The sequence below is a fragment of the Brevibacillus sp. MER 51 genome, from assembly GCF_023714195.1.
GTDB lineage: Bacteria > Bacillota > Bacilli > Brevibacillales > Brevibacillaceae > Brevibacillus.
Genome location: NZ_JAMAUS010000001.1, coordinates 236,046 through 262,851, shown reverse-complemented (window position 1 = coordinate 262,851; position 26,806 = coordinate 236,046). Strand labels below are relative to the sequence as shown.

Annotated in this window: 22 protein-coding genes and 1 riboswitch; of the genes, 2 read left to right on the top strand and 20 right to left on the bottom strand. The window is 45.3% G+C overall.

Features of this window, described 5'->3' with window-relative positions:
• Positions 1 to 51 precede the first annotated feature (51 nt).
• Positions 52 to 2,109 (top strand): helix-turn-helix transcriptional regulator, encoded by a 2,058-nt coding sequence (locus tag M3630_RS01000; protein WP_251250913.1) that lies wholly within the window; start codon positions 52 to 54, stop codon positions 2,107 to 2,109.
• Positions 2,110 to 2,167: 58 nt separating this feature from the next.
• Here M3630_RS01000 and M3630_RS00995 read toward each other — a convergent pair whose 3' ends face one another.
• The 4 genes from M3630_RS00995 to M3630_RS00980 all read right to left on the bottom strand — a co-directional run bounded on the left by M3630_RS00995 (position 2,168) and on the right by M3630_RS00980 (position 7,453).
• Positions 2,168 to 3,253 (bottom strand): serine hydrolase domain-containing protein, encoded by a 1,086-nt coding sequence (locus M3630_RS00995; protein WP_251250912.1) that lies wholly within the window; start codon positions 3,251 to 3,253, stop codon positions 2,168 to 2,170.
• On the bottom strand, positions 3,250 to 4,686 hold the full coding sequence (locus M3630_RS00990) for a serine hydrolase domain-containing protein (RefSeq protein WP_251250911.1): 1,437 nt from the start codon (positions 4,684 to 4,686) through the stop codon (positions 3,250 to 3,252). The genes M3630_RS00995 and M3630_RS00990 overlap by 4 nt, the downstream gene beginning before the upstream one ends.
• A 27-nt stretch (positions 4,687 to 4,713) precedes the next feature.
• Positions 4,714 to 6,333 carry an ABC transporter substrate-binding protein gene (locus M3630_RS00985; RefSeq protein WP_251250910.1) on the bottom strand — a complete coding sequence of 540 codons (1,620 nt, stop codon included), beginning with the start codon at positions 6,331 to 6,333 and terminating at the stop codon, positions 4,714 to 4,716.
• Between the two features lie 97 nt (positions 6,334 to 6,430).
• Positions 6,431 to 7,453 (bottom strand): MerR family transcriptional regulator, encoded by a 1,023-nt coding sequence (locus M3630_RS00980; protein WP_251250909.1) that lies wholly within the window; start codon positions 7,451 to 7,453, stop codon positions 6,431 to 6,433.
• 359 nt (positions 7,454 to 7,812) lie between these two features.
• Here M3630_RS00980 and M3630_RS00975 point away from each other — a divergent pair, with 359 nt between their 5' ends.
• Positions 7,813 to 8,370, top strand: a complete 558-nt coding sequence (locus tag M3630_RS00975; protein WP_251250908.1) for a helix-turn-helix domain-containing protein — start codon at positions 7,813 to 7,815, stop codon at positions 8,368 to 8,370.
• Between the two features lie 59 nt (positions 8,371 to 8,429).
• On the opposite strand, the gene M3630_RS00970 is transcribed toward M3630_RS00975, so the two are convergent.
• From M3630_RS00970 to cntA, 16 genes are all read right to left on the bottom strand, one after another.
• The gene (locus tag M3630_RS00970) at positions 8,430 to 9,362 is read right to left on the bottom strand and encodes a D-alanine--D-alanine ligase (protein WP_251250907.1); all 933 of its coding nucleotides are present in this window, start codon (positions 9,360 to 9,362) and stop codon (positions 8,430 to 8,432) included.
• Positions 9,363 to 9,408: 46 nt separating this feature from the next.
• Positions 9,409 to 10,899, bottom strand: a complete 1,491-nt coding sequence (locus M3630_RS00965; protein WP_251250906.1) for an aminotransferase-like domain-containing protein — start codon at positions 10,897 to 10,899, stop codon at positions 9,409 to 9,411.
• Positions 10,900 to 11,089: 190 nt separating this feature from the next.
• Positions 11,090 to 11,320, bottom strand: coding sequence for an aspartyl-phosphate phosphatase Spo0E family protein (locus tag M3630_RS00960; protein WP_251250905.1), 231 nt, complete (start codon positions 11,318 to 11,320; stop codon positions 11,090 to 11,092).
• A gap of 354 nt (positions 11,321 to 11,674) precedes the next feature.
• Positions 11,675 to 13,069, bottom strand: coding sequence for a helix-turn-helix domain-containing protein (locus M3630_RS00955; protein WP_251250904.1), 1,395 nt, complete (start codon positions 13,067 to 13,069; stop codon positions 11,675 to 11,677).
• 157 nt (positions 13,070 to 13,226) lie between these two features.
• Positions 13,227 to 14,489: an aminopeptidase P N-terminal domain-containing protein gene (locus tag M3630_RS00950; RefSeq protein ID WP_251250903.1), complete on the bottom strand. Its 1,263-nt coding sequence runs from the start codon at positions 14,487 to 14,489 to the stop codon at positions 13,227 to 13,229.
• Positions 14,490 to 14,638: 149 nt separating this feature from the next.
• Positions 14,639 to 14,765: riboswitch (SAM riboswitch) on the bottom strand.
• Between the two features lie 51 nt (positions 14,766 to 14,816).
• Positions 14,817 to 15,605: a sulfite exporter TauE/SafE family protein gene (locus tag M3630_RS00945; RefSeq protein ID WP_237900986.1), complete on the bottom strand. Its 789-nt coding sequence runs from the start codon at positions 15,603 to 15,605 to the stop codon at positions 14,817 to 14,819.
• A 30-nt stretch (positions 15,606 to 15,635) separates the two neighbouring features.
• Positions 15,636 to 17,054 (bottom strand): MBL fold metallo-hydrolase, encoded by a 1,419-nt coding sequence (locus M3630_RS00940; protein WP_251250902.1) that lies wholly within the window; start codon positions 17,052 to 17,054, stop codon positions 15,636 to 15,638.
• 151 nt (positions 17,055 to 17,205) lie between these two features.
• Positions 17,206 to 18,405, bottom strand: coding sequence for an FAD/NAD(P)-binding oxidoreductase (locus M3630_RS00935; protein ID WP_251250901.1), 1,200 nt, complete (start codon positions 18,403 to 18,405; stop codon positions 17,206 to 17,208).
• A 133-nt stretch (positions 18,406 to 18,538) separates the two neighbouring features.
• On the bottom strand, positions 18,539 to 19,183 hold the full coding sequence (locus M3630_RS00930; protein ID WP_251250900.1) for a response regulator: 645 nt from the start codon (positions 19,181 to 19,183) through the stop codon (positions 18,539 to 18,541).
• Positions 19,180 to 20,253: a PAS domain-containing sensor histidine kinase gene (locus M3630_RS00925; protein ID WP_237900981.1), complete on the bottom strand. Its 1,074-nt coding sequence runs from the start codon at positions 20,251 to 20,253 to the stop codon at positions 19,180 to 19,182. The genes M3630_RS00930 and M3630_RS00925 overlap by 4 nt, the downstream gene beginning before the upstream one ends.
• A gap of 300 nt (positions 20,254 to 20,553) precedes the next feature.
• Positions 20,554 to 21,741, bottom strand: a complete 1,188-nt coding sequence (gene cntE / locus M3630_RS00920) for a staphylopine family metallophore export MFS transporter CntE (RefSeq protein ID WP_251250899.1) — start codon at positions 21,739 to 21,741, stop codon at positions 20,554 to 20,556.
• Positions 21,742 to 21,791: 50 nt separating this feature from the next.
• Positions 21,792 to 22,535 carry an ABC transporter ATP-binding protein gene (locus tag M3630_RS00915; RefSeq protein WP_251250898.1) on the bottom strand — a complete coding sequence of 248 codons (744 nt, stop codon included), beginning with the start codon at positions 22,533 to 22,535 and terminating at the stop codon, positions 21,792 to 21,794.
• Positions 22,522 to 23,343 (bottom strand): staphylopine uptake ABC transporter ATP-binding protein CntD, encoded by an 822-nt coding sequence (cntD, locus tag M3630_RS00910; RefSeq protein WP_251250897.1) that lies wholly within the window; start codon positions 23,341 to 23,343, stop codon positions 22,522 to 22,524. Before cntD ends, M3630_RS00915 begins: the two co-directional genes overlap by 14 nt.
• Complete coding sequence (gene cntC / locus M3630_RS00905) at positions 23,340 to 24,242, bottom strand: staphylopine uptake ABC transporter permease subunit CntC (protein ID WP_251250896.1); 903 nt, start codon at positions 24,240 to 24,242, stop codon at positions 23,340 to 23,342. The genes cntD and cntC overlap by 4 nt, the downstream gene beginning before the upstream one ends.
• Positions 24,243 to 25,175, bottom strand: coding sequence for a nickel/cobalt ABC transporter permease (gene opp1B / locus M3630_RS00900; protein ID WP_251250895.1), 933 nt, complete (start codon positions 25,173 to 25,175; stop codon positions 24,243 to 24,245). It abuts the gene before it with no gap.
• A 22-nt stretch (positions 25,176 to 25,197) separates the two neighbouring features.
• Positions 25,198 to 26,805 carry a staphylopine-dependent metal ABC transporter substrate-binding lipoprotein gene (cntA, locus tag M3630_RS00895; protein WP_251250894.1) on the bottom strand — a complete coding sequence of 536 codons (1,608 nt, stop codon included), beginning with the start codon at positions 26,803 to 26,805 and terminating at the stop codon, positions 25,198 to 25,200.
• Position 26,806: the final 1 nt, after the last annotated feature.

The following is a 26,806-nucleotide window of genomic DNA, read 5'->3' as shown; positions in this document are numbered from 1 at the left end:
TAAAATCGTAGGAAGAAAAAGGTAAAACCATGTGATGGGGCAGGTGATGCTATGAATTATCAAGATAGCCTTGAAGAGCTGGAAAGTCGTCTGCTGGTAGGGCGAACCGAAGAAGTCCTTCATTTTTTGAAGTTGCTTGCGGATGAGCGGCGCTCCAAAAAAATCATGAATCTATTTGGAACCGCAGGCGTAGGAAAAAGCTATCTGCTCGACGAGCTCAGGCGGCAGGCTCATCTGCGTCAAGCAGCTACTCTCTCTCTGGACAGCGAGCAATTTTGGCACACGCCCTCTGATTTTTGCCTGCAAATTTTGCAAGCCTTGCACGTTTATCACAAGAGAGATGAGCAGCATCCTTCTCAATTGTTGGAGGAATGTGTTTCGAAGCTGAATGAAAAAGCGGCTGATCAGAGACTCGTCCTCTTTCTCGACATTTACGAGAACTTGGACGGCTTGGACCATTGGCTGCGCGAATATTTTTTCAAACGACTAAACGCAAATATCCTGATCGTGATCGCAGGGCGGCATCCGCTGTCTGAAGCTTGGCTTCTCTCTCCAGGTTGGCGACACTTCATCAGCAGAGTCCCTTTGTCCCATCTTCCTTACGATGCTGTCGAACGGTATGCGCATTACTGTCACATTTTTGAACCGTCTATCATTCAAGAGATGTGGCGTCGCTCCAAAGGACATCCCCTTACCCTTTCTTTGCTGTCCTTTACCTTGCAACCAAAAGATCAAGAAGGAAACAGTGCTTTTCATGAGGAAATGGACACGCTGCCGTTTGTCGTAAGTCAATGGCTGCGCGAAGTTCCCGGCGACCATTTGCGTCCGCTCGTCGAAGCTGCTGCCGTATTGCGTCACTTCAATCAGGATAATCTGTCTTTTTTATTGAAAAGGGAAATTACGGCGTCTGAGTTTTTCCAATTGATCCGATTTTCGTTTGTACGGAAAGTGGACAGCGGCTGGACGATTCATTCCTTGATGAGAGAAGCAATCGCCCAGGACATGCGGGCACGCACTCCGCTTCATTTTGCAGATTTGCAAAAGCGGTCCGTTCACTACTATTATGAGAAGTTCACCAAGTCAGCCCATTCGGTCCGCACTCCAGAGGCATTGGAGCTAACCTTCTTTTTAGGTGACGCACTCATTCGCGCTTTTTTAAATTGGTTCGATCCATTACCCCAACCATTCGAATCGATCCACATTGGTCATCGGGAAGAACTGCTGGAGTATATCCGCAACCAGCGACTCTGTCCCTCCCCTAAAACAATCAAACTGTTTGATCCTCATACAAACCGCCATTTTGGTTTTCACCTGACAGCGGAGCAAACCTTGTACCCATTGAATTGGCTTGATCATGACCGACTATTCTCTCTCGGGTATGACGTACTTCGCGTTCTGCGCAATGAAAACGGAGCGATCTCGGCACTTGCCGCAGTTGTTCCCATCAATGAAAAAACTCTTCCTTATCTGATGGAACATTCCGGCTCCCGTTCCTATTTCACTGCGCTATCCAAACAAGACCTAGAACGGTTCTCCGTGCCAGAACACGCACGAGCAGGCTGGTTCATTCACACGATTCATCAAGACGATTACGAGGATGTTTCCCAACACACTGCCATTGGCCATTTGCTGCATGGGTTGATGTTCACTGGGGAGTTTTTGTTGTGTTCACCTGCACCATTTCCTTTTTTCAAAGCCGCCCATGAAAGTTTGGGATTTGATATTGCTGAATTTGCCACCCACACCAACTACGATGGAGTAACACCCACACTCGTATTTTTTCGTGATACGCAAGGCGAGCATCTCCCCGCTTACTTGCAAAAGTTGCTCAAACGATCGGGATTGGATGCGGATTTGCGTCTGGAAGAAGAAGCGGTTCCATCTCCTGCTCTACCAGCTTCACAGGGCATGGTTACCTCGCAGAACATGAGCATACTGACGGTACGAGAAAGGGAAGTAGCCGCTCTTGTTCTGGAGGGATTAACGAACGCCGAAATCGCTGCCCGCTTGTATTTGAGCGAAGTAACGGTAAAAAAGCATTTGAAATCCATTTTTGAAAAGATGGATGTCAGCAACCGGACACAACTGGTGAAAAAAATGCTTGTGTAAATCGAAAAAAAGAGGAACCGTAGATGGCGGCTCCTCTTTTTTATGTACCTAACAATGGTTACGGCATGACATACGGTTGTTCGAATAAAATATTCTCGACTGCCTCTACTACTTTTTCTGTCCACTCCCGTTCCTGGTCCACGTTTGTGAGATAAATAATCGTTTTATCTTTTTGAATGTAACGTCTTAGCCAACTTCTATACCCCGGCCAGCTTCCGCCGTGATGCACGACTTTTCCTGTCACCTGATCTTCACGTAGCCGCCAGCCATACCCATAATGAGATAGACTGTTGTCACTAAGCTGCACTGGGGAAAACGCTCTCTCTAGTGTTGCTTTTTTGACCAGCTTTTCTGTGTAGAGAGCTCTGTCCCACTTACGCAAGTCATTCAGTGTTGAACTGACCGCGCCGTCTCCCTGAATGCCATCCAGATAAATGACAAAATCCTGCTCACTTGATTCATCCGGTAACACTAGTGCTTCAGATGAAGCAGAATACAAGTAACCGTAGGCGTAATGCTGGATCAACTCAGGAGAATGTCTTCGGTTGTACACTTTCGTGTGCTGCATATCTAGTGGTTGAAAAATGTGTTGCTGCAAGAAATCGGCAAATCGTGTACCAGCTACGTGTTCTACGATAGAAGCCAATAATGCATAGCCAGTATTACTATACTCATACTTTTCATTGGGTGGAAACAATACGGTGGGTCGATGCTTGATTAGCTGTTCGAGGATGTCTTGATTCGTCGCGATTTGCGATTTGTCCCAATGTTCTGCAAATAAATCCATGTAATCTGGCAAACCGGATGTGTGCACAAGTAGGTTCTCTACGGTAATATCGTCATAAGGGAAATCTGGGAAGAAGCTGTTCACTGTATCTGTATAGTCGAGCTTCCCTTGTTCTTGCAAGATCATGATGCCCATTGCTGTAAACGCCTTGGAAACGGATGCAAGCTCAAATACAGAATGCGGTGACAATCTCTCGGCCGTTTCCAGATTGGCCATTCCTATGGAATTTTGATAAAAAGATTTTCCTTCTTCCAAAATCAAGATGTTGCCGCTCCAATTATTTTGTTCAGCAATCGCAGAAAAAAGCTCATCAAGCTGGCGGCATCTTGCATCACTTACGTTGGCTCCCAGTGTCATTTTTCGTTTCCCCCACTCGATTTTGTAAATTGTCTCCCCGAAAAAGCCATTCGAACAATCTTATTCTTTTCAGCTCTGATAAACCGTGCCGCGAAATCTGTACCAAAAGCCCGGACTACAAAGAGATCTTCAGAAAACGGCTTCATTACGTAGTTTTCTCCCAAAAAAGAGAGCATTAGCTGACCATTTTCCAATCGGACCGGCAATGTCCCAAACTCACTAGAATGATAATCCCCCACGAATTGATTCATTGCTTCCTCAGTTAGGAAATCAATCTTGCTAACCAGATGAGAGGATTCAGGAGGGCGGTTTTCCAGACTGTTTAGCGCACCCACCATAACCGCCAGAACCGGCGACAATTCTAGATTGGACAGGGCCACTCCGGTTAGTCCTGTTTCGGGAAAAAAGCACATCTGAGCCGTAACCCCTTTAATACCACCACTATGCTCCACTAATGTTTTTCCATAGTAGTCAGTTGTTATGACCAAGCCATATCCGTAAAATTGACCAGGTACCAAGTCAGTTGGAAAGTAAGGGGTTATCATTTGTTGTACACTTTCCGGGGTCAGGATACGATTGCCCCGTGCGGTAAGCCCACCTTTGCAGAACATGTCGGTATATTTCAACATATCCCGCACGGTTGATTTTATAAATCCTGCCGCCCGAGAAGCGGGAGAATCCCACCAGTTCGGAGATGAGAGCACTTCCTTGTGATCGCCTCTGTCTCGCATGATATACAGCTTTGTAATATTCTCATAGCCATTTAGCTCTTCCAGAAAAAAGCTCGTGTGCTCCATCCCGATTGGATCGATGATATGCTCCTTGACATAAGCCTCATACGACTTCCCGCTGACGCGTTCAATGATCGCTCCCAGCAAGGCGAAGCAGTCATTGGAATAACTGAACTCCGTGCCTGGTGGCCCTAGCAGCTCTAAATCTAAAGTAGAGATTACACTCATCAGGTCTTCGTACGTATCGATTGGGACCGTTTCATCTGCCTGGTTTTGCATCAATGGAAGGTCTTCTACCTCGTTGTCTTCCAAGCTTCGCATCACACTTGCTAAAAATGTGGGCAAGGGGGGAATTCCACTCGTATTCGTCATAAAATGATGAATCGTGATTTGCCCCACATCAAGATTTTTCAGACGGAATTCCGGCAAGTATTTGACAACAGGGTCATGTACGGATAACTTACCCGCCTCTTGTAATTGCATGACTGCCACACAGGTAAAGGATTTTGTTATCGATCCGATACCAAAAACCGTATCGATTGTAACTCCTAACTGCCGTTCCACATCACGGAAGCCAAATCCGTTACTATAGAAGATTTCACCATCCTTTGCTAATCCCATACAAACACCAGGAACCTGACTTTTGGTTATCAAATTTTGGGCATATTTTTCAAAAGAATCAATCCATCCGTTATGTTGCATGCGCTTCTCTCCTTTGTTGGCATGTAGTTAGTTCTCGACCCAGCTGTCATTATATGTCGGCATGACAGATGTCCACTTTACTCCTTTTACTCGAGAATTTATGACAGTATAGGCCTTATCGTAATAAAGAGGGACAACGTACGCTTGCTCAATGAGATGCTTTTGTACATCCATATACACTTGCTTTCTGGCATTAGTCTGTAAGGTTGTCCGCCCTTTCAAAAGGAGGGCGTCCAGCTTGTCGTCTTTTACACCAGACAGGTTGTAGGCACCGCTAGAATGGAAATAAAAGTATAAAATATCAGGATCATCATAGACGCCCGATATCAACGTTACATCAAAATTTCCTTTGATGACTTCCTGCATGTACCCTGCTATTTCCAGATTCTGTATCTTTATGTTGATACCAGCCTCTCCCAGCATGGCTTGGAGCAATTGGGCTTCTTTGTCAAAATCTGCGGTACTGAGTAAATTCAGACTCAGTGTTTTTCCGTCCTTTTCTCTCACACCACTTCCATTTACTTTCCAACCAGCATCGTCCAACAATTTCTTGGCTTCGCTCACATTATACGCGTACCCGTACTTTTCTAAGGATTTGTCATACCCTAGCGTCGATGGAGATAATGGCGTATGGGCTACTTCGCCTTCTCCCTTCGTAACAGCCTGGACAATGGCTTCTTTATTGATGAGCATATGAAATGCTTTACGCACCTGAATATCTTCAAACGGTGGTCTCTTCAAATTCATCTCCATCAATAAGCCTAGTCCTGGACGCAAGCGTTCTATCACTTGATATTTCGAATTATTCCGATAATAAATCGCGTCTTTCACAGGTATTTCCGTTGCTACATCGATAGCACCACTCTCTAGCGCTGACAATCTGAGTTGGCTGTCAGCAATCGCTTTTATGACAAGCTTGTCGGCTCTTGGAGGACCTTGATTTTCATAATATGGTTCTCCCCACTGAAAAGCTTCATTTCTAATATAGGTGACAGCTTCGCCCGTATTCCAACTCTCAAACTTCCACGGCCCTACTCCCACAGGACTCCTGCCATAATCCTCCCCAGCGTTTTCAATCGCTTTCAATGATAACGGCTGTGTAATATAATTCCCTAGCGAATCGAGGAAGGCAGTATTGGGTTCATGTAGTTCCAGAACGAGGGTCTGATCGTCTGGCGCTTTCACACTTTTTATTGGAGCCATTACCTCAGCAGCTGTTTTTGCTTTTGTCTGCGGATTAAGAGCACGATCGAAGGTTTCCTTAAAACTTTTTGCGGTCAGCGGTGTCCCATCGTGAAAGGTAATCCCGGAACGAATGGTGAAGGTCCACGTTTTGCCATCCTCAGAAATTTTAAAGTCACTAGCTAGAGAGGGCTTGTATTCGTTTGATGCAGGATCCTTATAGAGCAGAGATCCACCGAGCAACCAGGTATAGACCCCAGCAGATCCAGCAGACATGTGAGCATCTAATGTATCTGGTTCATAAGGGTACGCTACTGTAATGGTTCCGCCCGATTTTGGTTTGGCACTCTCCTGTTGCCAGGCTGGAACAATTGTTTGCGTGCTGCAACCAACCACCAGGAACAGACATAGCGTGACAAATCCCCCTATAAAGACATTGTACGTTTTTCGGTTGTTTTTTTTCATGTGTCAGCATGCCACCTCCCGCCCTTTTCTGTTTGAAAGAACTTCCGATGATGACAGATGATTTCACCTCCTTCGCAAGCTGTAACAAAGAGTACTTTTACTCGTTATCCAGTTGTTGAAGCTTCCACTGTACTCCTTGGTAGAATAATTCATTTGTTTTCATATACGATTGCAGACCTGGGTACAGGATTATACAAATTCTTCTAAAGCGCTCGAGATTTTCGGTTTGGCTTGAAAGCAACCATTCAGCAAATCGACGGAAAAATGATTGCGAGACAGGAAGTTCGTCAACATCCGCAAACAGCAACACATACTCTTGAATATTCGCCTGTACGACGGGGCTGTCTGGAGTTGCATGTTGCTCTGCTGCTTTCAACAGCTGTTTATGGTTTTTAAGTATTCTGGCAGTCCACATCTCCACACTGATTTTAGGCAGGTGAACTACTTCCAGGAAGGACATAACATTTTGCTTCATTTCCCGGACAATCTGTGGATCATTAAACATTGCCTCCAACTCATCTAATGCAGCCGTTTGCGCCGCCGAAAGATTGCCTTCCAGCAACGAAGAGACGTTAACCCCTAGTAAAAATATCTCTCGCCATTCAACCGGAAATTGTTCAGGAAAAACGGACGAAAACATTTTTTCCAAAATAAACTTTTCTCGTTCCAATGCATTTGTGGAAATCGATTCAATAAGCTCGTGCATATAGCTCAAAGAATCATTGCCATCCTTATTCTGCTTTGTTTGTTCCAAAATAGTCTTCATGCTGGCAAGTGTACGCATTTGGATGTCCAAAGCTTCGATTTGCCATTCTATCGCCATATCAACAGGGATATCCCCAGCTAACATTCTCTTAATATCATCAATTCCAAAGTTTAAATAGCGCAGGGTTAGGATCAGTTTTAACCGCCATATTTCCTCTGCTGTATACATACGATGACCTCCAGGAGTTATCTCAGCAGGTGAAAGCAGGCCAATCTCGTCATAATACCGAACAGTGGGTACAGAAGATCCTGTCATTTTCGCCACTTGTCCTATGGAAAACTTTACTTCCTTTGTTGTTAGATCGTTCTGTTGATTTTGTGTGGTGTCTAATCTGTTCCTCGCCTTTGCGTGCACGTTATAACACCCCCCTTTAGCCAATTATAAAACCTCATGTCACTTGAGATTCAAGAGGCAATATGAAAAAGCCCGGTGGTTCTTGACACCTGATTTTGTAAACAAGATCGGACGGTTGGAATTATTCATAGAGTTCTGTGCTTACATAGCTCAGACCTGAATGATTATTCGTTAACACAGCAGCAACATTTCCATCGGAATTTTCCGTGATCCTTGAAAGATCTTGTTCTCCATAGACATAGCACCTCTTTTCGTATATTTTGGACTATATAGTGTCTGGTCCGAGCTATATACAGTTTGATTGAAGAATATAGCGTACATGCGTGGAATATAACGTCCAAATTCAATGGAGGGTATTTATGGAAGAGTTTCACACAAATATTGGTGAGAATATAAAGCGTATCCGAAAAGAAAGAAACTTGAGCTTGGATAAAACTTCTGAAATAACAGGGGTTAGCAAAACGATGCTCGGACAAATTGAGAGAGGCAAGTCTGCTCCAACCATCACTACCCTTTGGAAAATAGCTAGTGGGTTGCGCTTGTCCTTTTCTTCACTCGTTAGTCAATACAAGCCGAATGTCACGATCATAAAAAAGAAGGAAGTAAACCCCATTATTGAAGATAACGGTCAATATCGTGTGTATCCACTAGTCCCATATAATCCCGAACAGCAGTTTGAGATCTTCTCAGTAACCCTTGAACCAGGATGCGAGCGTATAGCAGAACCGCATACTACTGGCGTTGAGGAGTTTATTCTCGTAAATGAAGGCACGCTAGAGGTTGTCGTCAATGAACAAGTTTACGTAGTTGAGCCAGAGGATACTCTTATTTTTAAAGCAGACAGGCCTCACATTTATCGAAACAACGGAGATCGTATTGTAAAATGTTCCGTAGTCATTCACTACTCCAGTCAATGAAACAAAGAGAAACCCCATACATGTAGGGTTTCTCTTCCGTTAGATCACTCTTATAGATGTTATCCTGTTACAGTGTTCCCCCATTCCCGTTTCCGTTCGTGGAGCGAGCTGGCAATAATACGGTCTAACAGATGTGTAAAGGTCATACCTGCTGCACCTGCACTCTTTGGAAACAGGCTGTTGGCGGTCATCCCCGGTAAGGTGTTCACTTCTAATACGTAAGGTATATCCTGACACAAAATCATATCGACCCTTGCATAGACTTTGCACTGCAGCAGTTGGTAGCTTGCGAGCGCAGCCTCGCGCACACGCTGCTGGATAACGGGAGGAAGCTCGATCACCTTCTCCTCCGCGCCCCCATCCTCATATTTCGCTCGGTAGTCGAACCACTCTGAATGTGCGGAGCGAATGCCGATTATCGGTAGTACCTCGCCATCCAGAATCGCGCAGGTTAACTCCGTCCCTTTCAAATAGGGCTCAATCAAGATCCCCTGATCCAAATGACTAGCTTCCTGAACAGCCGACAGCAGCTCACCCTCATTTTGCACGAGCTGGACACCTATGCTGGATCCCCCCAAGTTTGGCTTCACAATCACCGGGTAACCCAATTGCTTCACCGCTTGTGGATCATAAACGTCCTTCCAGTAAAGTCCTGCAGGCGTTTGAATGCCCGCTGCCTTCAACAGCATCTTGGACAGTTGTTTATTCATGCATAGGCTGCTTGCCAGGACACCGCTTCCTGTATAGGGAATACCAAGTGTCTCCAGTGCTCCCTGCACTGTGCCATCCTCACCATATTGACCATGCAGTGCCAACAGCGCGAAATCGATGCCAGCCTGCTGTACCTGCGTGATTAAATCAGCGCGCTGAGTAATGACAATGGGAACCGCCTCGTAGCGACTCCGATCCAAATGATTGATCATCTCTTGACCAGTCTTTAGCGAAACTTCTCGCTCTGAAGAAATACCACCCATAATAACGCCTATCTTCATGATGACACCTCATTTTTCTTCCAAATGGTTGTGTAGTTTGTAATCGTTATCTCTCCAGAATGCGGCGCACCTGTTTGCCGATTATCTGAATGCCCCGCTCGATATTTTCATCCGTTACTCGTGAAAAACCTAGTCGCAAAGTATTCGTCCCTGTTCCTTCTTGAATAAAAAACTTGTCCCCCGGTGTAAAAATGACCCCTTGCTCTGTGCAAGCTTCTAGCAGTTGGCGTGTATTTACGCCTTGCGGAAAGGTAAGAAACAAATGCAAGCCCCCGTCCCCAGATAGCTGCGCCTCAGGGAGATATACTTCACAGCACGCCTTTGTCAGTTCATATTTGCGCTTATATTCCATACGGGCTTTTTTGACATATTTATCAAAGTTTCCATTTAGCAAATATTGATAGAGTATCGATTGATCGATGGTTGAAGTGTGAATGGTGCGTGCACGCTTAATGCTTTCCAGATTGTTGATCAATGCCTTGTCTCCGAGCACCCAGCCCACTCGCAATCCAGGGAACAGTACCTTGGAGAAGCTACCAATATAGATGACACCATTCCCCTGCCCTGCTGTCGCGATTAATGGCGCAACATGCGCTCCCGAGTAGCGCAACTCCTCGTTGAATCCATCCTCGATCACCGGAATCTGATAATGCATCAGTAATTTCATAACCGCACTGCGCTTCGCTGGCGACATGACTATGCCTGTCGGATTGTGATAGGAAGGAGTCAAATAGGCCAAATCGAAGCTGTTTGTCTGCTTATGCAACACCGCCTCAAGCTGCTCCACATCCATACCATCACTCTCCATCGGAATGCCAGTAATCTCAAATCCTTGCAACTTCAAATTCTTGATCGCTGTATGATGGGTCGGATTTTCACAAATGGCTGCTCCACGGCGCGCAGAAGGACGAAGTACCGACAACACGATGTCAAACCCTTCTGTAAACCCGTTTGTTATCAGCATATCCTTACCGCTTAAATCGACGCCCTTATTCTCCATATATCGCATCAAGTAATCGATCAGTGGCTTGTAGCCCTTGGCATAGCCGTAGTTGAGTAAGACCTGCCCTTCGACTGCCATCCGATCCAAAAACGCCCGCCTTACATCCCCCAAGTCAAATAACTGCTCATCCGGCGCGATGCTTGTGAATGAAATGGTTCCTTTTTTGCCGCGTATGCCTTGCTTCATCATATCCAGTTCTACAGCAGATACAGCATATTCGTTCATTCGTGCCTTCCAGTCGATTTGCCAGGAGGCATAGCCGTCAGTTCCTTCGTTATGCGAAGTCAAATGGCCCACCATCGTGGTAACATAACTGCCTTTTCCTGGAATCGCATACGTAAATCCGTCATCCTCTAAGCCTTCGTATGCAGCAATGACCGAATTGCGGCTCACTTTTAACAGACTGCTCATTTCTCGTGTGGAGGGCAGCTTTTGATCTGCCTGAAGCGCACCTTTGATAATTAAACGTTTGACGTATTCTTTCACTTGTATCGCGACTGGACGGTCACCAACAAGCTTGAAATCCTGGAACATCCTTTATCGCCCCCGTCTATAATGATGGCATGGGAGACGAGAGAAAAAAAGAACCACCTCACAGGATTTTTCATCCTTCGGTGGTTCCTCTGAAGCGGTCAGCATCCGGTAAAAATGACGTAAAAAAGAACCCATTTTTCTTAAAGGTTCCTCTTTTGCAATCAGTTTTAATAGACCGATCATGGATCCTCTACCAAATGCTATCCACTTTATGGTTGTTTTGCGCCATCACTATATACTTGTCCAATTGCTGGCTTACCCCCAACACTACGTCACTTGTTAGACCATGTTTTCCAGCCAATTCAATCATTTGCTGTCGTAGTTGTTCGATGCTTGTTTCCAGATCCAAGTGGTGGCGACTTACTTCAATTCCCCCGCCCCAGAACGTGCCCTTGCTTTTCGGGGATGTTCCTGGGTGCACAGAGACGTCCCTTTCTAATGAACTTGCGATACCTTTTATGTTAAGCACCTCCTATGATTTACAAATTATGACATTAATAACTATAAATCAATATGCAAGAATTCACCAACTAAGAAAAAATTGAATAGAAAAAAACATCCTATCGAAAGGATGTTTTTTTGTGTCTTATATAAACTGTTTCTAAAAATCTGCACCATGCTGATAGTTAATTACATGTTGGGCCTCAGACTTTTGTGGTTCGTAAACGATGCCACTGCTAAACCCAAACGTTAGAAGAAGGGCCAGGAATACATTTTTCATTCTTTTTCATCCTCTCTACTTATCATCTTTTTTAGTAATTGTTGTTACAGCGTCCTACAACTCGTTTATAAATGTAGCTTCAGCCTTCTTCTCTCCAATTACAATGGCTTGGTAATGGAGAATCTGTGATGGAGAAGCAAGATGTCGATATTTTTCAAACAACTGTACGCATTGCAGAGCATCATAATGTCGATTCATCAAATTCGATAGTACGAAACAGTGCAGGGTTTCATTGAGTCCACTTTCAATGCGCCCCTTTGTAAAATCATATATTGCTTTCTGATATCGATATTGGAGGTGCTGAACCATATTAACCAACAATGTTCGCTCATGGAATCTACCAATATCTTCAGAGAGGCGTAATAAAACCTCATCGACACAAAAATGATATTTATTAGCAGCTTCCATAATTGTAACGAGGCCCGGAAGTATTTCATCAGGCTGCTCCGCCAGATAGTCGGTGTATTCCTTAATGATATCTTCATTTCCCATTAATACTTCCAGTGTGTAAAAATTCGCTTTCGCAAAGACAGCAAACCGCTCAACGATTCGTAACCCTTCATCGTCCAGAAGTTCAAACCAATATAAATCGGCGTATGCTTGTACATATTCTTTCGATTGTGAATAAGCGCCTTGCATCTGTAGGACTAATCCTTTATATAAATAACCCATTCCATAGTAGTAGACGAGTGGGCGTTCTGTTTTTATCAACTCTGCCGCTCGATTTTTTCTGCGTTTTTGCAGCTTATCTTGATAAATAATTTTGGAAAGCTCTCGTAGCTCATCTGCGTAAGTTTCTGCTTCACTCCATTTTTGCAAAGTGAAACAAACCTTCGCCAAATTTAATAAAGCGTCTAATTGATCCGTTTCAGGTAATCGCTTTCGATATAATGAAAAGCGAATAACAGCCTTCTCATTTTCATCGGCATTTGTCCCGAGAATTGCCTGAAATAATCGGTAGTGACTCATCACAAACTGGGTTGAGTAGCTATCTTTCTCGTTTTCAATTACGTACTCATAGAATGGCACCGCCTTTCCCAGTTTTCCCTCCTCATATAATTGCTCTGCCACAGTAAAAAGGATGGAAATATTCTTGGGATTCTCCAACAATTGGGAGGCAACAGCTTCAATGCAATCCTTTCGCCCATTCTCAGCGCTTCGAATCAAATAAGGTATCAATCGGGGACGCGAAATTTTCCCTTCATATAAACATTCATCGGGATATAGTTCATACATCCAGCCTGGCTCATAGCCAAACACCGAAGCGAGCGCATCTAATTGACCTATTGTGATAGCCCGAGGTGGATTCCCATTTAGAATCTCGCTCAATGTCCCTGGATTAATACCAGTTAAATCCCCTAGTTTGCTTAATGTATAACCGCGCGCTCGCCGATGTTGTTCGATTTCTGACCGCAGCGACTGGTGCAATGTCCCTAGCAGTCCCCCCATATTGGATCACCCTTTTAGTTTTACTTTATTTTACAATCAAATGGTTTTTTTTGGAAGATGTATTAGACATTTCTTTATCGTTTTACTAGTTTTTGTAAGGAGATGTTCACATGCAAGTAACCATAACAGAGCTTGTTATGGTTACATTAAGCTTTCGCTATTCCTTTTTCCCAATCAACATTTCCACTTCCTCGATTTCCTTCGGGATCTGTGACGAGAGTATCTCACAGCCCTCTGCTGTTACCAACACATTATCTTCAATCCGAATCCCAATGGCTTCTTCCTCTATGTACAGACCTGGTTCAATCGTGATCACCATACCAGGCTGCAAGCCAACATTGTAATCTGAGAAATCGTGCGTATCCAGTCCAAGGTGATGTGACACGGAATGATAGTAGTATTTGGAGAGCTCACTGCTGTCTTGGATGAGACCGAGACGTAGCAGACCATCTGTCAGGACCTGTTTCGTAACATCATTGAGTTCTGAAAGTGTGACACCAGGCTTCACTGCTTCGATGGTCTTGATTTCTGCTTCGAGCACGAGTTGATAGATCGCTTTCTGTCGTTCAGTAAAGCGACCATTTACGGGAAACGTTCGCGAAATATCAGCCGCATAGTAATTCGATGCCGCACCGAGGTCTAGGAGGACCAAGTCACCATCTTCCGCACGCTGATTATTCGCTTCATAGTGCAAGATAGTAGCATTGACGCCACTAGCAATAATGGGTAAATAAGGAAGCTCGCGAACACCGTGCGACTTCAACGTGAAATCATAGTGCGCCTCTAGTTCATATTCCATGATTCCAGGACGTGCATACGACCACATGCGCCGGATTGCTTCATCCGTGATCGTAATCGCACGTCTGATCTCTTCGATTTCGGCCGAACTCTTCAACATACGCAGTTCTTTCAGCCATGGGCCCGCATCGTGAATTTGAAGGGTCCGGTATTTCTTCTGCGCGTCTTCGGCAAAATTGTCTGCAGGGGTCAGCTCGTCGCTCCACTGATAGCGATACAAGTCAAGATAGAGTGAGGACTTGCCTTCGCAGCGCCTCACAAAGACTCCAAATGACTCCAGCCACTCATCGAGATAGTCGAAGTGTTCAATACCAGATTGCTCCTTCGCCTCTTGATCGGATAAGACCGCCCCTGTCCATTTCGCTTCCAGCTCATTTGGGCGCTGAAGAAATAGCGTTTCGTTTACGATGCCAGCGCGTTTTGTGATCATGAGAATGAGGTTGCTGCGCGCAATGCCCGTTAGATAATAGAAGTTGCGGTTTGGTGAAAACAGATATTTATCGTCATTGCTGCGTGTCTTGACAACCCCTGAAAAGAGGACAAGTGCGCTGTGGTCAGGCATTTTTTCCGCGAGTTTTTGACGGCGCTTGATGAATTCTATTGAATGTATGGTGTTTGTCATATGTTTGATACCCCTTCGTTCGTGAGTTTCTTCACGGATTGATATCGATTGTGAAAAGCGTTCTTGATCGCTTCAAGTTCAGTATAGTCTGATAATTTTCTGCCGATTTCAGTTTGAAAGTATCCTCCTTTCTTCTTTATTTTAGGATACTTTCATCAATTGGGAAACGAGTTTCAACAAAGAGCAGTTGCTTTATGCAAACTGCTCCTTGTCACCGTAGATTACGAAGGTTGCCGGGTTTCATCGGGCCAGTCCCTCCACCACTCCCGATAAGAATGTTCTATGAAATGTAATTTCATAGAACATTCTTTTATTTTTCTTTATTATTTATGGAAATGCAAGAATGTCGGCCCAAATCTTAATTGTCGTGGCTAGGATCAACAAGGCTAGAATGGTTTGGAGAATCCGGGTGTCCAAACGTTTGCTGACCTTTGTACCGAGCGGCGCTGCCAAGATGCTGGCGAATACCATGATCACGGATGGCCAAAACAATATATCCCCTGCCATCCATTTTCCTATGGTCGATCCAATGGAAGAAAGGAAGGTGATGGCAAGAGAGGAAGCAATCGCAACTCTTATCGGTATCCTAAGGATGATCAACATGATGGGAACCAAAATAAAAGCGCCAGCTGCCCCTACAATTCCAGAGGCACCTCCGACAATCAAAGCGGATAATACAGCTGTTGGCTTATGAAAGATCATCTCGGTCGTCTGTTCACGTTCGTCCATTCGCTTTTTTGGCAGGAACATCAAGATTACAGCAATGGTGGCCAGAATGGCGTAGACGATATTGACGGCATCTGCTGAAAGATATTTTCCTCCATATCCTCCAAGCAAGCTCCCTACAATAATGGCACTTCCCATGTACACAACGAGCTGGTAATGGATAAGCTGATCTTTGCGTAGAGTCCAAACAGCAGCCAGGGTGGCAAAAAATACTTGGACGGCACTTATTCCGGATACTTGGTGAGCTGTGTAAGCAACGAATCCAAGGGCGGGCGGAATGTACAGAAGCATCGGATACTTGATGATGGAGCCCCCGATCCCGACGAGACCAGAGATAAATGATCCCGCGAAACCGATAACAAACAGTGTGATTACGAGGTCGATAGTCATAGGCTCACCCTTGCAACTCCTCGCTTCGTTTTATCCTAGTTCTACGACTGCCAAGCCGTCTCGTTGCCATTTCAATATTCCGCCGCTCAAATTCATCACTTCTTTGAATCCGTTTGCTTTCAGAATGCTGGCGCCAATAGCGGATCGGGCACCGGAACGGCACTGTACGAGAAGTGGCTTTTCGCGAGGAATCTCATCCAGCTGCACGGCGAGTGTACCGAGCATGATGTGCTGTGCATCCGGAATGTGTCCTTCCTTCCACTCAGCCAAATTACGAACATCTACTACGTGAACCTCTCCTTTTTCAACGCGGTCTGCAATCTCCAGCGGTGTTACCTCCTCGATTGTCTCGAGCAAAGACGCTTCCCTTACCATTAACTTGCCGCAGTCGATATAGCCTGTGACATGATCAATCCCTACGGAATGCAGGGCTTGCAAAATCTCGTCCAGCTCATCTGGGTTGGCCAGAATGTGAACCGGGCGATTGTAATCGACAATCCAGCCCGCCCAGTTGGCAAATGACTTGTTAAAAGGAATGTGAAGAGTTCCCGCCAGATGCCCCTTCGCAAATTTCTGAAAAGGACGCGTATCGATCAGCTGTCCGTTTTCCACCGATTCCTTGACCGCTTCAAGCGAGTTGAACTCTTGAACAACGGGGAGTTCCTTGAGTAAAGCAGGGCCTTCCTTATTCACGCGTTTCATCACTGCAAAATACGTTGGCGGCTCTGGTTGTCCATCAAGGAGTGCCTGAACGAATTCCTCTTCACTAGAGTGTGACATCGCCCAGTTAAAGAGTTTTTCGTAGCCGACGGTAGAAGACGGTACGGCCCCCAGTGCTTTCCCGCAAGCACTTCCTGCCCCATGAGCTGGCCATACCTGCATATAATCCGGCAGTTGCTTGAATTTTTGGAGGGACTGGAACATGTCTCGTGCACCTGACTCGGACGTACCCTTCATTCCCGCCGCTTTTTCGAGCAAATCCGGTCTGCCGATATCGCCGACAAAGACGAAATCTCCCGTGAAGATCCCGATGGGGCGATCTGCATTCCCTCCAAGGTCAGTCAAAAGGAAGGAGATGCTCTCAGGCGTATGGCCAGGCGTATGCATAACTTCAAATAGCAAGTTTCCGATAAAAAAACGATCTCCATCGTGGACAAGCTGATGGTTCAAACCCTCCAAGTATTGATATTTCCAGTCTTCATCGCCCTCATTGGATAAAAACAGCTTCGCTTGGTGAACTGCCCCCAATTCCCTGGCACCAGATACAAAATCAGCGTGAATGTGGGTTTCCGTGGCGGCTACAATGGTAACTCCCTCTGCTTTGGCGACTTGAAAATAAGGAGCCAGATTACGGGCAGGATCGATCACAATCGCCTCCCCGGTTTTTTGGCAGCCAACCAGATAAGATGCATGGGCCAATTTCTCATCAAAAAAGTAACGCAATAACATGGCTCATTCCTCCCTTTACAACATCTCTTATAAGTTTGATTTTTCCGCGAGAACTTCGAGAAGCGCCACGGAACAGATTCGCTTTTACGCTCGGCTCGCACTTTTGCTTCTTGGAAGACAGCCACGCCATACTCTACCTGCGCAGCCACATTTACATCAATCCTTTAAGCATGCCATTCCAATAAAGGATGGGAAGCAGTTCTCTTTTCATCAGGTACATACTGAATCTCTCTTTGGATTGGTCAAAAGGAAAGGTTTCACACGGTGTCAGGTTGTAATCAAATTCGGCTAGCACGAGTTTGTTGTACCCCGTTACGAGTGGGCAGGATGTATAACCGTCATACTTGGCAGCCAAGGGAGTCCCATTGATCAGCGCGAGCAGGTTTTTTTCGACGACTGGTGCCTGTTTGCGAATCGCAGCTCCGGTTTTGGACGTGGGAAGATTCGTGCAATCGCCAATACCGAAAATAGTGGGAAACCTTTTGTGCACAAGTGTAAATGGATCGACATCCACCCAACCTCCTGTGTCTGCCAATGCGCTGTTTGCAATGAAATCGGGCGCTTTCATGGGAGGGGTCACATGAAGCATGTCATACTTCCATACTTCCTGCTCTTTGGTTTCCAGATTCTCGAATACAGCTTCTTTCGTATCCGCCCGCACTTCCAATAGGTTATGCTTGTATCTCGTTTCGATGTTCTTTCGACGAATGACGTTGTTGAGGGTATTGGCATACGTAGGAACGTCAAAAACACTTCCCTTTGCCGATGCAAAAATGATCTGTGACTGATTGCGAACTTGTAGCTTGCGAAAGTAGTCATCGGCCAAATACATGATTTTCTGAGGGGCCCCGCCACACTTTACGGGTGAATTCGGGTGGGTAAAAATGGCAGTACCGCCTTTAAAACTCCGGATGGCTTCCCATGTACTTTCAACCGTTTGGTATGAGTAGTTGCTGCAAACACCGTTTTTCCCAACGGCATCCTTCAAGCCCTTTACCCCTTCCCAATCTAGTTGCAGACCGGCAGCAACAACGAGGTAGTCATAGGAAAAGACGGCCCCCTGTTTCGTATGAAGCGTATGTTGTTCTGGTTGAAACATGGTGACCGCATCGCAAATCCAGTCGACGCCTGCGGGAATCAGTGCAGAGAGATCACGCTCGGATTTCTCCTTTTTTGCAGCACCACCTCCGACTAATGTCCACAAAGGCTGATAATAATGCTTGGATGCGGGATCGATGATGGCGACTTGTACTTTGAGCCTTTTGGAAGCCCGGACGAGACGGGCAGCAACAGAGATACCGGCTGAGCCTGCTCCCACGATGACAACCGTATAGTGTACTTGTTTTGCCATAGTTCCTCCTTCGACGACGATATGGTTTCCAAGTGTACGATGATGGTTCTTGAGGTGTAGTCTCTCTATTCAGTTTATTCGCCTGTCCTTTTTTCCATATAGGGGAATTCCCCTACTTTTTGATCTATGCAAATTAAAATGCCAAATCAAGATATCTATTTTTTATGGCGTATTGGATCAATTGATGCTTAGAATCCAGTCCTAGTTTCTGCATGATATTCGTTTTGTGGTTCTCCACAGTTTTGACACTGATCAACAGCTTATCTGCTATTTCCTTATTGGTATAGCCAAGCACAATGAGTCTGACTAGCTCCTTTTCACGTAGCGTTAAAACAGAAGGTATCGTTTTGGCATCCGATTTCAGCCATAGATTAATGATCTCTTGCGATACAGAAGTCTTGTAAAAGCGCTTGCCTCTGTAAACCTCCACAATGGCTTGATACAGCAGCTCTCCATGGCTGTTTTTTAAAATGTATCCATGGGCTCCGATGGTGATGGCCTTCTGGACAAAAATCTCCTCGTCATGCATGGTCAAGATGACGATTTTCGCGAAAGAATTCGACTTGCGAATCTCATTGCTCGCGGTAAACCCATCCAGCCCATTCGGCAATGACAAATCCATAAGCACTACATCGGGTTTTAGCTCATTGGTTTTCAGGATGGCATCATTGCCTGTTTGACTCTCTCCGACAATTTTAATTTGAGAGTAACTTTCGAGAAGCACACGCAATCCCTTCCGAATCATCGTGTGATCATCAACCAAAAGCACCCGTATCACTCTACTCCCCCTCCCTGTCCTACTACCGTTACCTTGATCGAAGTACCTTCGTGAAGCACGGATTGAATCTGAAGAGTCCCCTCCATTTGATCCACTCGTTCTTCCATATGTTTGAGGCCCAGACCAACCTGAACCTGATCGCGCACAAATCCAATTCCGTTGTCCTGAATCAGCAAAGTCAGTAGGTCGTCCTCCTTATACAAGATCACCTCAATGAGTGTCGCCTTCGCGTACTTCAGTGCATTATGTAAGCTTTCCTGGATGACACGGTACAGATTGATTTCCAAGTTTGGCTGAAAATGATCACTGACATTACTGTAGGAAAAGGTAATGGAGACATCCTGATGTGCTTTGTTCAAGCTGGAAACCAGATGCCGTACCGTAGGAATCAGGCCCAGTTGATCGAGACTATGCGGACGCAGCTGTAGAGAATACAGCTTGACGTCTTGTATCGCTTTTTCCAGCTCATTTACGATCTCTTGCATGAAGTCCCGGAATTGTCCTTTCTCGTTGAGGCGCGCTTGAATCGCTTGAATGCCTACCGAAACGGAATACAAGGATTGTCCTACGCCGTCGTGCAGCTCACGGGCCAGGCGCTTATGTTCATTTTCTTGAGCTTCTAGCGTTTTTTGCAGCACCTGCTTGGAGATTCTGACCTCCTCTTCTTTTTTCTTGACCGTCATATCTTTTAAAACTAATAGGACATCCTGCATGTTTTGTTCACCATTTTCATAGATGACAGCCGTGCTCATCTCCATGTCTACGTACCGTCCTTCATAGGTAGGCATCGCAGAAAGAAAATAGGGAACCTCCCGTTTGGCGAGCAAATAACATCGTTCTTCTCCCGGTTCCAACTCTCTGTTTTGGCAGTAGGAGCAGAACGGGACCTTTTCTCCTCGTTTCCAACCGGTCATTTTCTCTGCGGATGGGTTCATTACCATGATTTTTCGTTCCTGATCCATGAGAATAATCCCGTCCTGCAAGTGGTCGAAGATTTGTTTCAGATACCCGTTATCCATCGCCTTTCCTTCATCGCCAGAGCGTTCAAAACAAGTCGGACTTTGATCCATTATTGGTCCTCCATACTGAAAGATATTGGGATCATTTCCCCTATGACCCAATCGTAAAAGACGGGGAGCACCTTTCAAATAGGTACCTTCCCCTATCTTTTGTGACGCTAAATGATGGTTAAATAGATACTGTGCTTTGCTTTGCATCTGCGTATGAAAAAGCCGAGTAAACGCTAGGTATCATCTCCTAACATGTACTCGGCTTGCCACTTGAATATTTTCCTCCGTGCCCAAAGACGATCTACGGATAACGGTTTTCTTGCTTACACGATTGAGCTTCAGCAATGAACATCATCGGTTTTATCGTAATCCAACAGAAGCATTGCTTCGTTCATAGGCAAAAATGATCATCGTCACCCCTAAGATTGCACAAATCATATACATAAAGGAATAAGAGAAATGATCAGCAACTGGCCCCATGATGACTCCTCCCAGAGAAACACCCAAATCGGCCATAGCTATGAATAACCCGATTAACACATTGCGATCCGTCTTTGGTAGAACAAATGTCAAATACGTCGTTAACGTTGGATAAAGAAGGGCTTGAGCAATTCCCATTAATATGGCCCCTACGTAGAGAAAGGCTGCTCCACCCACGCTAGAAAAGCTTACACTTAACGCCGCTACCGCAAGAATGAGCATAATTCCCATCATAAACGAGGAACGCCACTTGCCGTCTGATGGAATTTTTTCTCTCAACACAAACCGTGATAATACGACGGTACCCGCTTGAAGCATCAGGAAAATTCCCGCATTCCCGTAGTTGATTTGTACAGCGTACAGCGGTATAAAGGTTGTCACAGCTCCAAATATAATGGATGCCACCAGCATCAGGACGCTGCATTTACATAAATACGGGTTTTTGACCAATTGGCTCACGGAACCAAGCATGGTTGCTCCCTGTTCAGTCTGACCCGGAGCAGGTTCAGCTACTTTTTTCTCGATGCTGGCGCTATAACCCACTACTCCTGTAAGGATCGCAATGGTGACCATGGCAACTGTAAAATAAGAACTATCCCCCGCTTGCCAGATGCCTAAAGCGAGTAGAGGGCCAATAATACCAGGCAAATAAGCACATAAGGAATACAGAGAGATCCCTTGTGAACGATCCTTGTCTGGCAACGCATCAATAATCCCCAGCTGTAAGGCCATGGAGAAAAAAGCGGTACACATCCCTTGCAGAATACGGGCAACAATAAAACCCTCTAATTCAGTGAACGTATATAAAATGAGAGCCGCTCCATTGAAAATAAGAATCGTGCGGAGCACTTTGATTGGTCCATGTTTTTGGATGATATGGCCTGCCCACGGCCGAAAAAACATGGTTGTAAACAGATACGCTCCCATAACGACTCCAATTGTTGTATTGGTCGCACCCAACTCTGCACCCTTTAACGGAATAATGACATTCAAAATAGAGTTCGCACTAAAATACAAAAGAGTCAATATGTATAAACGTAAAAATGGCCAAGACAGAGCCCCTCTCATAGCTCTTGCTCCTTCCTCTGATCCTCTGCTCACTCTTATTGCCAATTCCTTTAAACAATAGTCATTTGCAGCAGTTTCTTCGTATAGGCGGATTGAACATCTTTTAAGTCTTCAACCCTCACAATCTCTTCGATCTCACCATTTCGTATGATCATGACTCTGTCGCAAATATAGGCGGCAGCCTGTATATCATGAGTGATGAAGATATAGCCAATCTTGTAACGTTTTCTCAAGTCTTTTAGTAATTCAAGCACTTGCATTTGCACAGACCCATCCAATGAACTGATTGCTTCATCGAATAGAATGCATCTCGGTTCCGTGGAAATGGCTCTCGCTATGCATACCCTCTGAGCCTCCCCCCCTGATAGCTCATAAGGATATTTCTTTCGATAGGAAGGATCCAACCCTACTTGATTTAATAAATGATCAATCTCGCTTCGAACATCTTTTCGTCCCCTTCTTTTCATTTGCAAAGGCTCCCGAATGGCGTCCTCAATCGTATATAATGGATTGATCGAAGAAGTGTAATCTTGAAAAACAGCGCTGATATTCCCTGTTCTTACTTTTCGATCCTCTACTTTTTTGCCCTCAAACAAGATGGTACCTCGATCAGGCTTTTCTATCCCCAGGAGCAATCTTCCTAATGTCGATTTACCACTTCCGCTTTCTCCGATGATGCCGAGACACTCCCCAGACTTGCATTCGAAGCTAATGTTACTCAACACTTGCTCTCTTTCTCTTGAGAACAATCCGCCTTTTCTGTATGATTTCTCAACACACTCAACGCTCAGCAATACTAACTCCTCCCATGACCCTCTTAAAATGTTGATTCATCTGCAGCTTCGTGGAGAGCAAGTAACGGGTATAGGTATGCTGCGGTTCAGAGAAGATGGCTTGGGTCGTCCCGTTTTCAACAATTTCTCCTTCTTTCATGACGAGAACCTCATCTGCCATTAATTTGACAATCCCTAAATCGTGAGAGATGAAGATCATGGAGCAGCCCATTCGATCGCGCAATTGCAGGAACTGTTCAACCACTTCGAACTGCGAGATTGTATCGAGTGCTGTCGTGGGTTCATCCGCAATCAGAATGTCAGGCTCCAATACGATAGCCAGCGCAATCATGACCCTCTGCAGCGTTCCACCCGACAACTGGTGGGGATACTTATTCATTACCTCTATCGGGTCTTTCAGCATGACGCTTTCCATGGCATTTTTCATTTTGGTTGTGATTTCGTCACGGCTCCATCCAAAATGCTCCACTAGCGTTTCCTTTAAATGAACGCCCACCACGCAAGAGGGATCAAAGGCACGCATGCCATTCTGTAAAATCATGCAAATCTGCTTTCCCCTCTTTTTCCTCATCTCCTGTTCTGAGAGCTCCATGAGGTTTTCTCCTCGTAATAGAATGTCTCCCGATTGGCGAAGCCCGGCCTTATTCAATCTCATGATGGCCTTGCACGTAACCGACTTCCCGCTTCCACTTTCCCCAACAATGGCCAGACAGCTTCCCTGCTTCACATGAAAGGAACTGTTTGGAACGATCGCTCGATCATTGCGGCTGTCCCAGATTTTCAGGTTATTTACCTCCAAAATGTTCATCTTCCGGTTGCCACCCCTTTTCCTTCGAGCTTCACGGCAGAGGCTCTTATTAACCCTTGCTGGTTATAGGTAGAAGTCATCAATTTGGGATCTAAAGCAACTTGAAGCGTATCAGACAAATAGTTAATGGCCGATACGACGATCACGATGGTCAAACCGGGAGCTAGCATGAATTCCGGGCGGGAAAACATGACGTCTCTCGCTTCATTCAACATCATGCCCCACTCTGCTTCCGGTGCTTGAATGCCTAAACCGAGGAAAGAGAATCCCGATATTTGCAAAATCATCGAACCGAAGGAGCTGCTTGAAATGACAGCAATGTCGGGCAATGCAACCGGAATCATGTGCCTGATCATGATTCCCATATTGCTTGCGCCGATTGCCTTTGAGAATTTTACATAGTCGGATTCCGCATATTGCATGACTGACGCTCTGATGATTCGAGCAAACCACGCCCATTTCATCAATACAAAGGCGATGATTACATTTTCAAAGCCTACTCCCAAAATGCCGATAATCGCCAGGGTCATGACATATCCCGGAAAAGAAAGGATCACATCGCAAACACGCATCAAGAAGGCATCTGTTTTTCCACGAAAGTAACCCGCAAGAACCCCTACAATTGACCCAATCAATACAGATAGGAGCAGCGCAGCCAAGACCCATAGCATGCTGGGACGAATCGCGTAAATGAGTCTGGATAAAACGCATCGCCCTAAGTGGTCGTTGCCCAAGAGATACTCCCATGATGCGGATGCAAATCGAAGCTCCATATGCACTTCTGCGGGATCATGCGGTGCAACGAAAGGTGCAAATATCCCAGCCATTGCTGTAAGCGAGATAACGGATAAGGATAGGACAGCAACCTTGTCTTTCCACACATTTTGTAATCGATTCATCTATAGACCATCCCTTATTTTGGGTTTCAATGCCGCATTGATGATGTCGGAAACGGTGTTGAACAGAATAAAAGCGACTGCCAACACAAGGACATAGGCTTGAATGATCGGAAAATCCCTGCTTAAAATGGATTTGACGCTTAGCGTACCGAGTCCCGGCCAAGCAAAGATGTTTTCCACGACGACTGTGCTTCCCAAAATGATGGGAATCGCCATGCAAAATACAGAAATGGCCACCTGCAATGAATTTCTGAGAATGTGCATCGTGATCTTTTTCTCCGGTAAGCCGCATGCCCTTGCGTAGAGAACATAGTCTTCATTCATGTTGCTTAACATGGAACTTCTGATGATTCGAAAATAGATGCCAGCATAGCTGATTGTAATTACAACAACGGGCAATACATAGCTTTTGTACGACTCCATTCCGCTTGTCGGAAGCAAATCCAGCTTGACGGAAAAATACCAGATCAGCAGAGCGGCGAGCCAATAGGACGGCATCGATGTCAGGAAAAATGAAACGCCTCTGACTGATTTGTCCACCCATTTGCCTGCGTTCAATGCGCATGCCACTCCCAAAACGATGGACAGCGAAACGATGGCAAAGGCCGAAACCAACGTCAGCTTTACTGTGTGGAAAAAGGCTGGTCCTAGCATAGACCACACGGGTTTTCCCGTTATGTATGAATCTCCAAAATCAAGCTGCAAGCATGAAGCAACCCAGTTTAGGTACCGGGTCAAAAAGGGTTGGTCCATCCCAAGTTTCGCTCTGGTTTGCGCAAGCAACTCATCCGTTATTGTGGGGATGCCTTGCGAATGCAGGACCACTTCGGCAGGATCCATGGGAGATAGATGAATGAAAGAAAACGTTACAAACGATACGATCAGGACCAAAGGAATCGATAGCATGAACCTTTTGATGATATAGCTGCCCATGGCACGCTCCTTTTTTCCGTATTTATTCAAAGTACATCCGCTCAAATGGAAGCTCGAATTGCGTTTGCTTAAACGAGATACCCTGCAGGTTTTTGGGAGCCAGGATCGTGACTCTTCCATTCGTAATCGGAATAAATACGGCTTCCTCATGGACCATGGTCAAAATATCGGTATATAACGATTTTCTATGTTCCTCATCAGTCGTCACCATGACTTCTTCTATTTTTTTATAGAGCTCATCAGCTCGCGCGATGCCTCTTGTCGAATGGTAATAGGAAGACTTGGAGGTAAAAGCAGCGATTGTGCTCTGCGGATCATACGCGAGTCCCCATGTTTGATTAAAAAGCAGGTCATAGTCACCTGTAGACCTTCTGTTCGCAATCGAAGATGACTCCTCGCCAATAATGTCCAGATGAACCCCAATCCTTTTTACCGTATTTTGAATCAATTCAGCCTGCGTTTTTTGCGTGGACGAATTTACATCATAATAGAGCTTCACAGTTAATGGCTTTCCGTTTTTCGTTCTGAATTCGCCCGCATTCCCGATAACCCAGCCTGCCTCCTCCAAAATCTTCTTCGCTTCTTCCAAATCGTACCCCCGCTTCTCTAATTTCACGTTGGCGTAATTCACATTCGAAGAGAAAAGGGTATACGCTGGTTGTTCCGTGCCTTCAAATATTTGTTTGCTGATGGTCTCTCTGTCAATCGCATGCCAAAACGCTACGCGTACAGCCTTTTCATATACAGGGCTCTCTGTTTTGCTGCTATTGGCGACAATTATGCCTGTGTTCATGGGTTGACTGCGAATGATTTGGTGTTCACCTGATTCAACAAATTGATTCATGGCTGCCACATCGAGACTATTAGCTCCTCGATCATCCGTAAATACTAAGTTAACTTCTCCCTTTTGCAGTGCCAAGAAAGTAGTTTCTCCTGCGGGAAGTACTTTGGCTGTGATTTTCTTCACTTTAGGTGGGCCACCCCAATAATTTTCATTCGCTTCAAATACGGCATACTGATCGACTTTATGCTCAGTGAGCTTATAGGGACCCGTTCCGTTATAACCACTAACACCATCTTTGGTTCCCCCGTTCACAAAATTTTTAGGCGAGATGAATACATAAGGTCTTGTCATCGACAATTCGACCAGCGTCGGGTAGTACGGTTCGGATAAGACCAGTTCAACCGTATACTCATCGAGTACATTGCAGGCCACGATCTTTGTTGATAGCTTGATCCAGGAATGCTTGCTTGCATTGCTTTGCACCGCTTCGATGTTCTTTTCCACTGCTTCCGCATTAAACAGCTCTCCATCATGAAACGTCACGTTTTTTCTCAAATGAAACGTGTACACTTTTCCATCTTCGGAAACTTCCCAAGATTCAGCCAATGAAGGTTTGATCCCATCTTCTGTATTTTCCACCAACGATTCGTACACCATCCCTTGAGCTGGCATGGATCCGGAATAAAAATGTGGGTTCATATCGTTAATATCTTTCGAAGTGGCATACACGATCTCTTTCCCTTTATTGGTTGACTCCGTTTTTTCCATATCACCGTTACTGCAGCCAACCAGCAGAACGACGGAGACCATGAAAGTCCTTAATAAAGATCCCATTCTTCTTGTCATA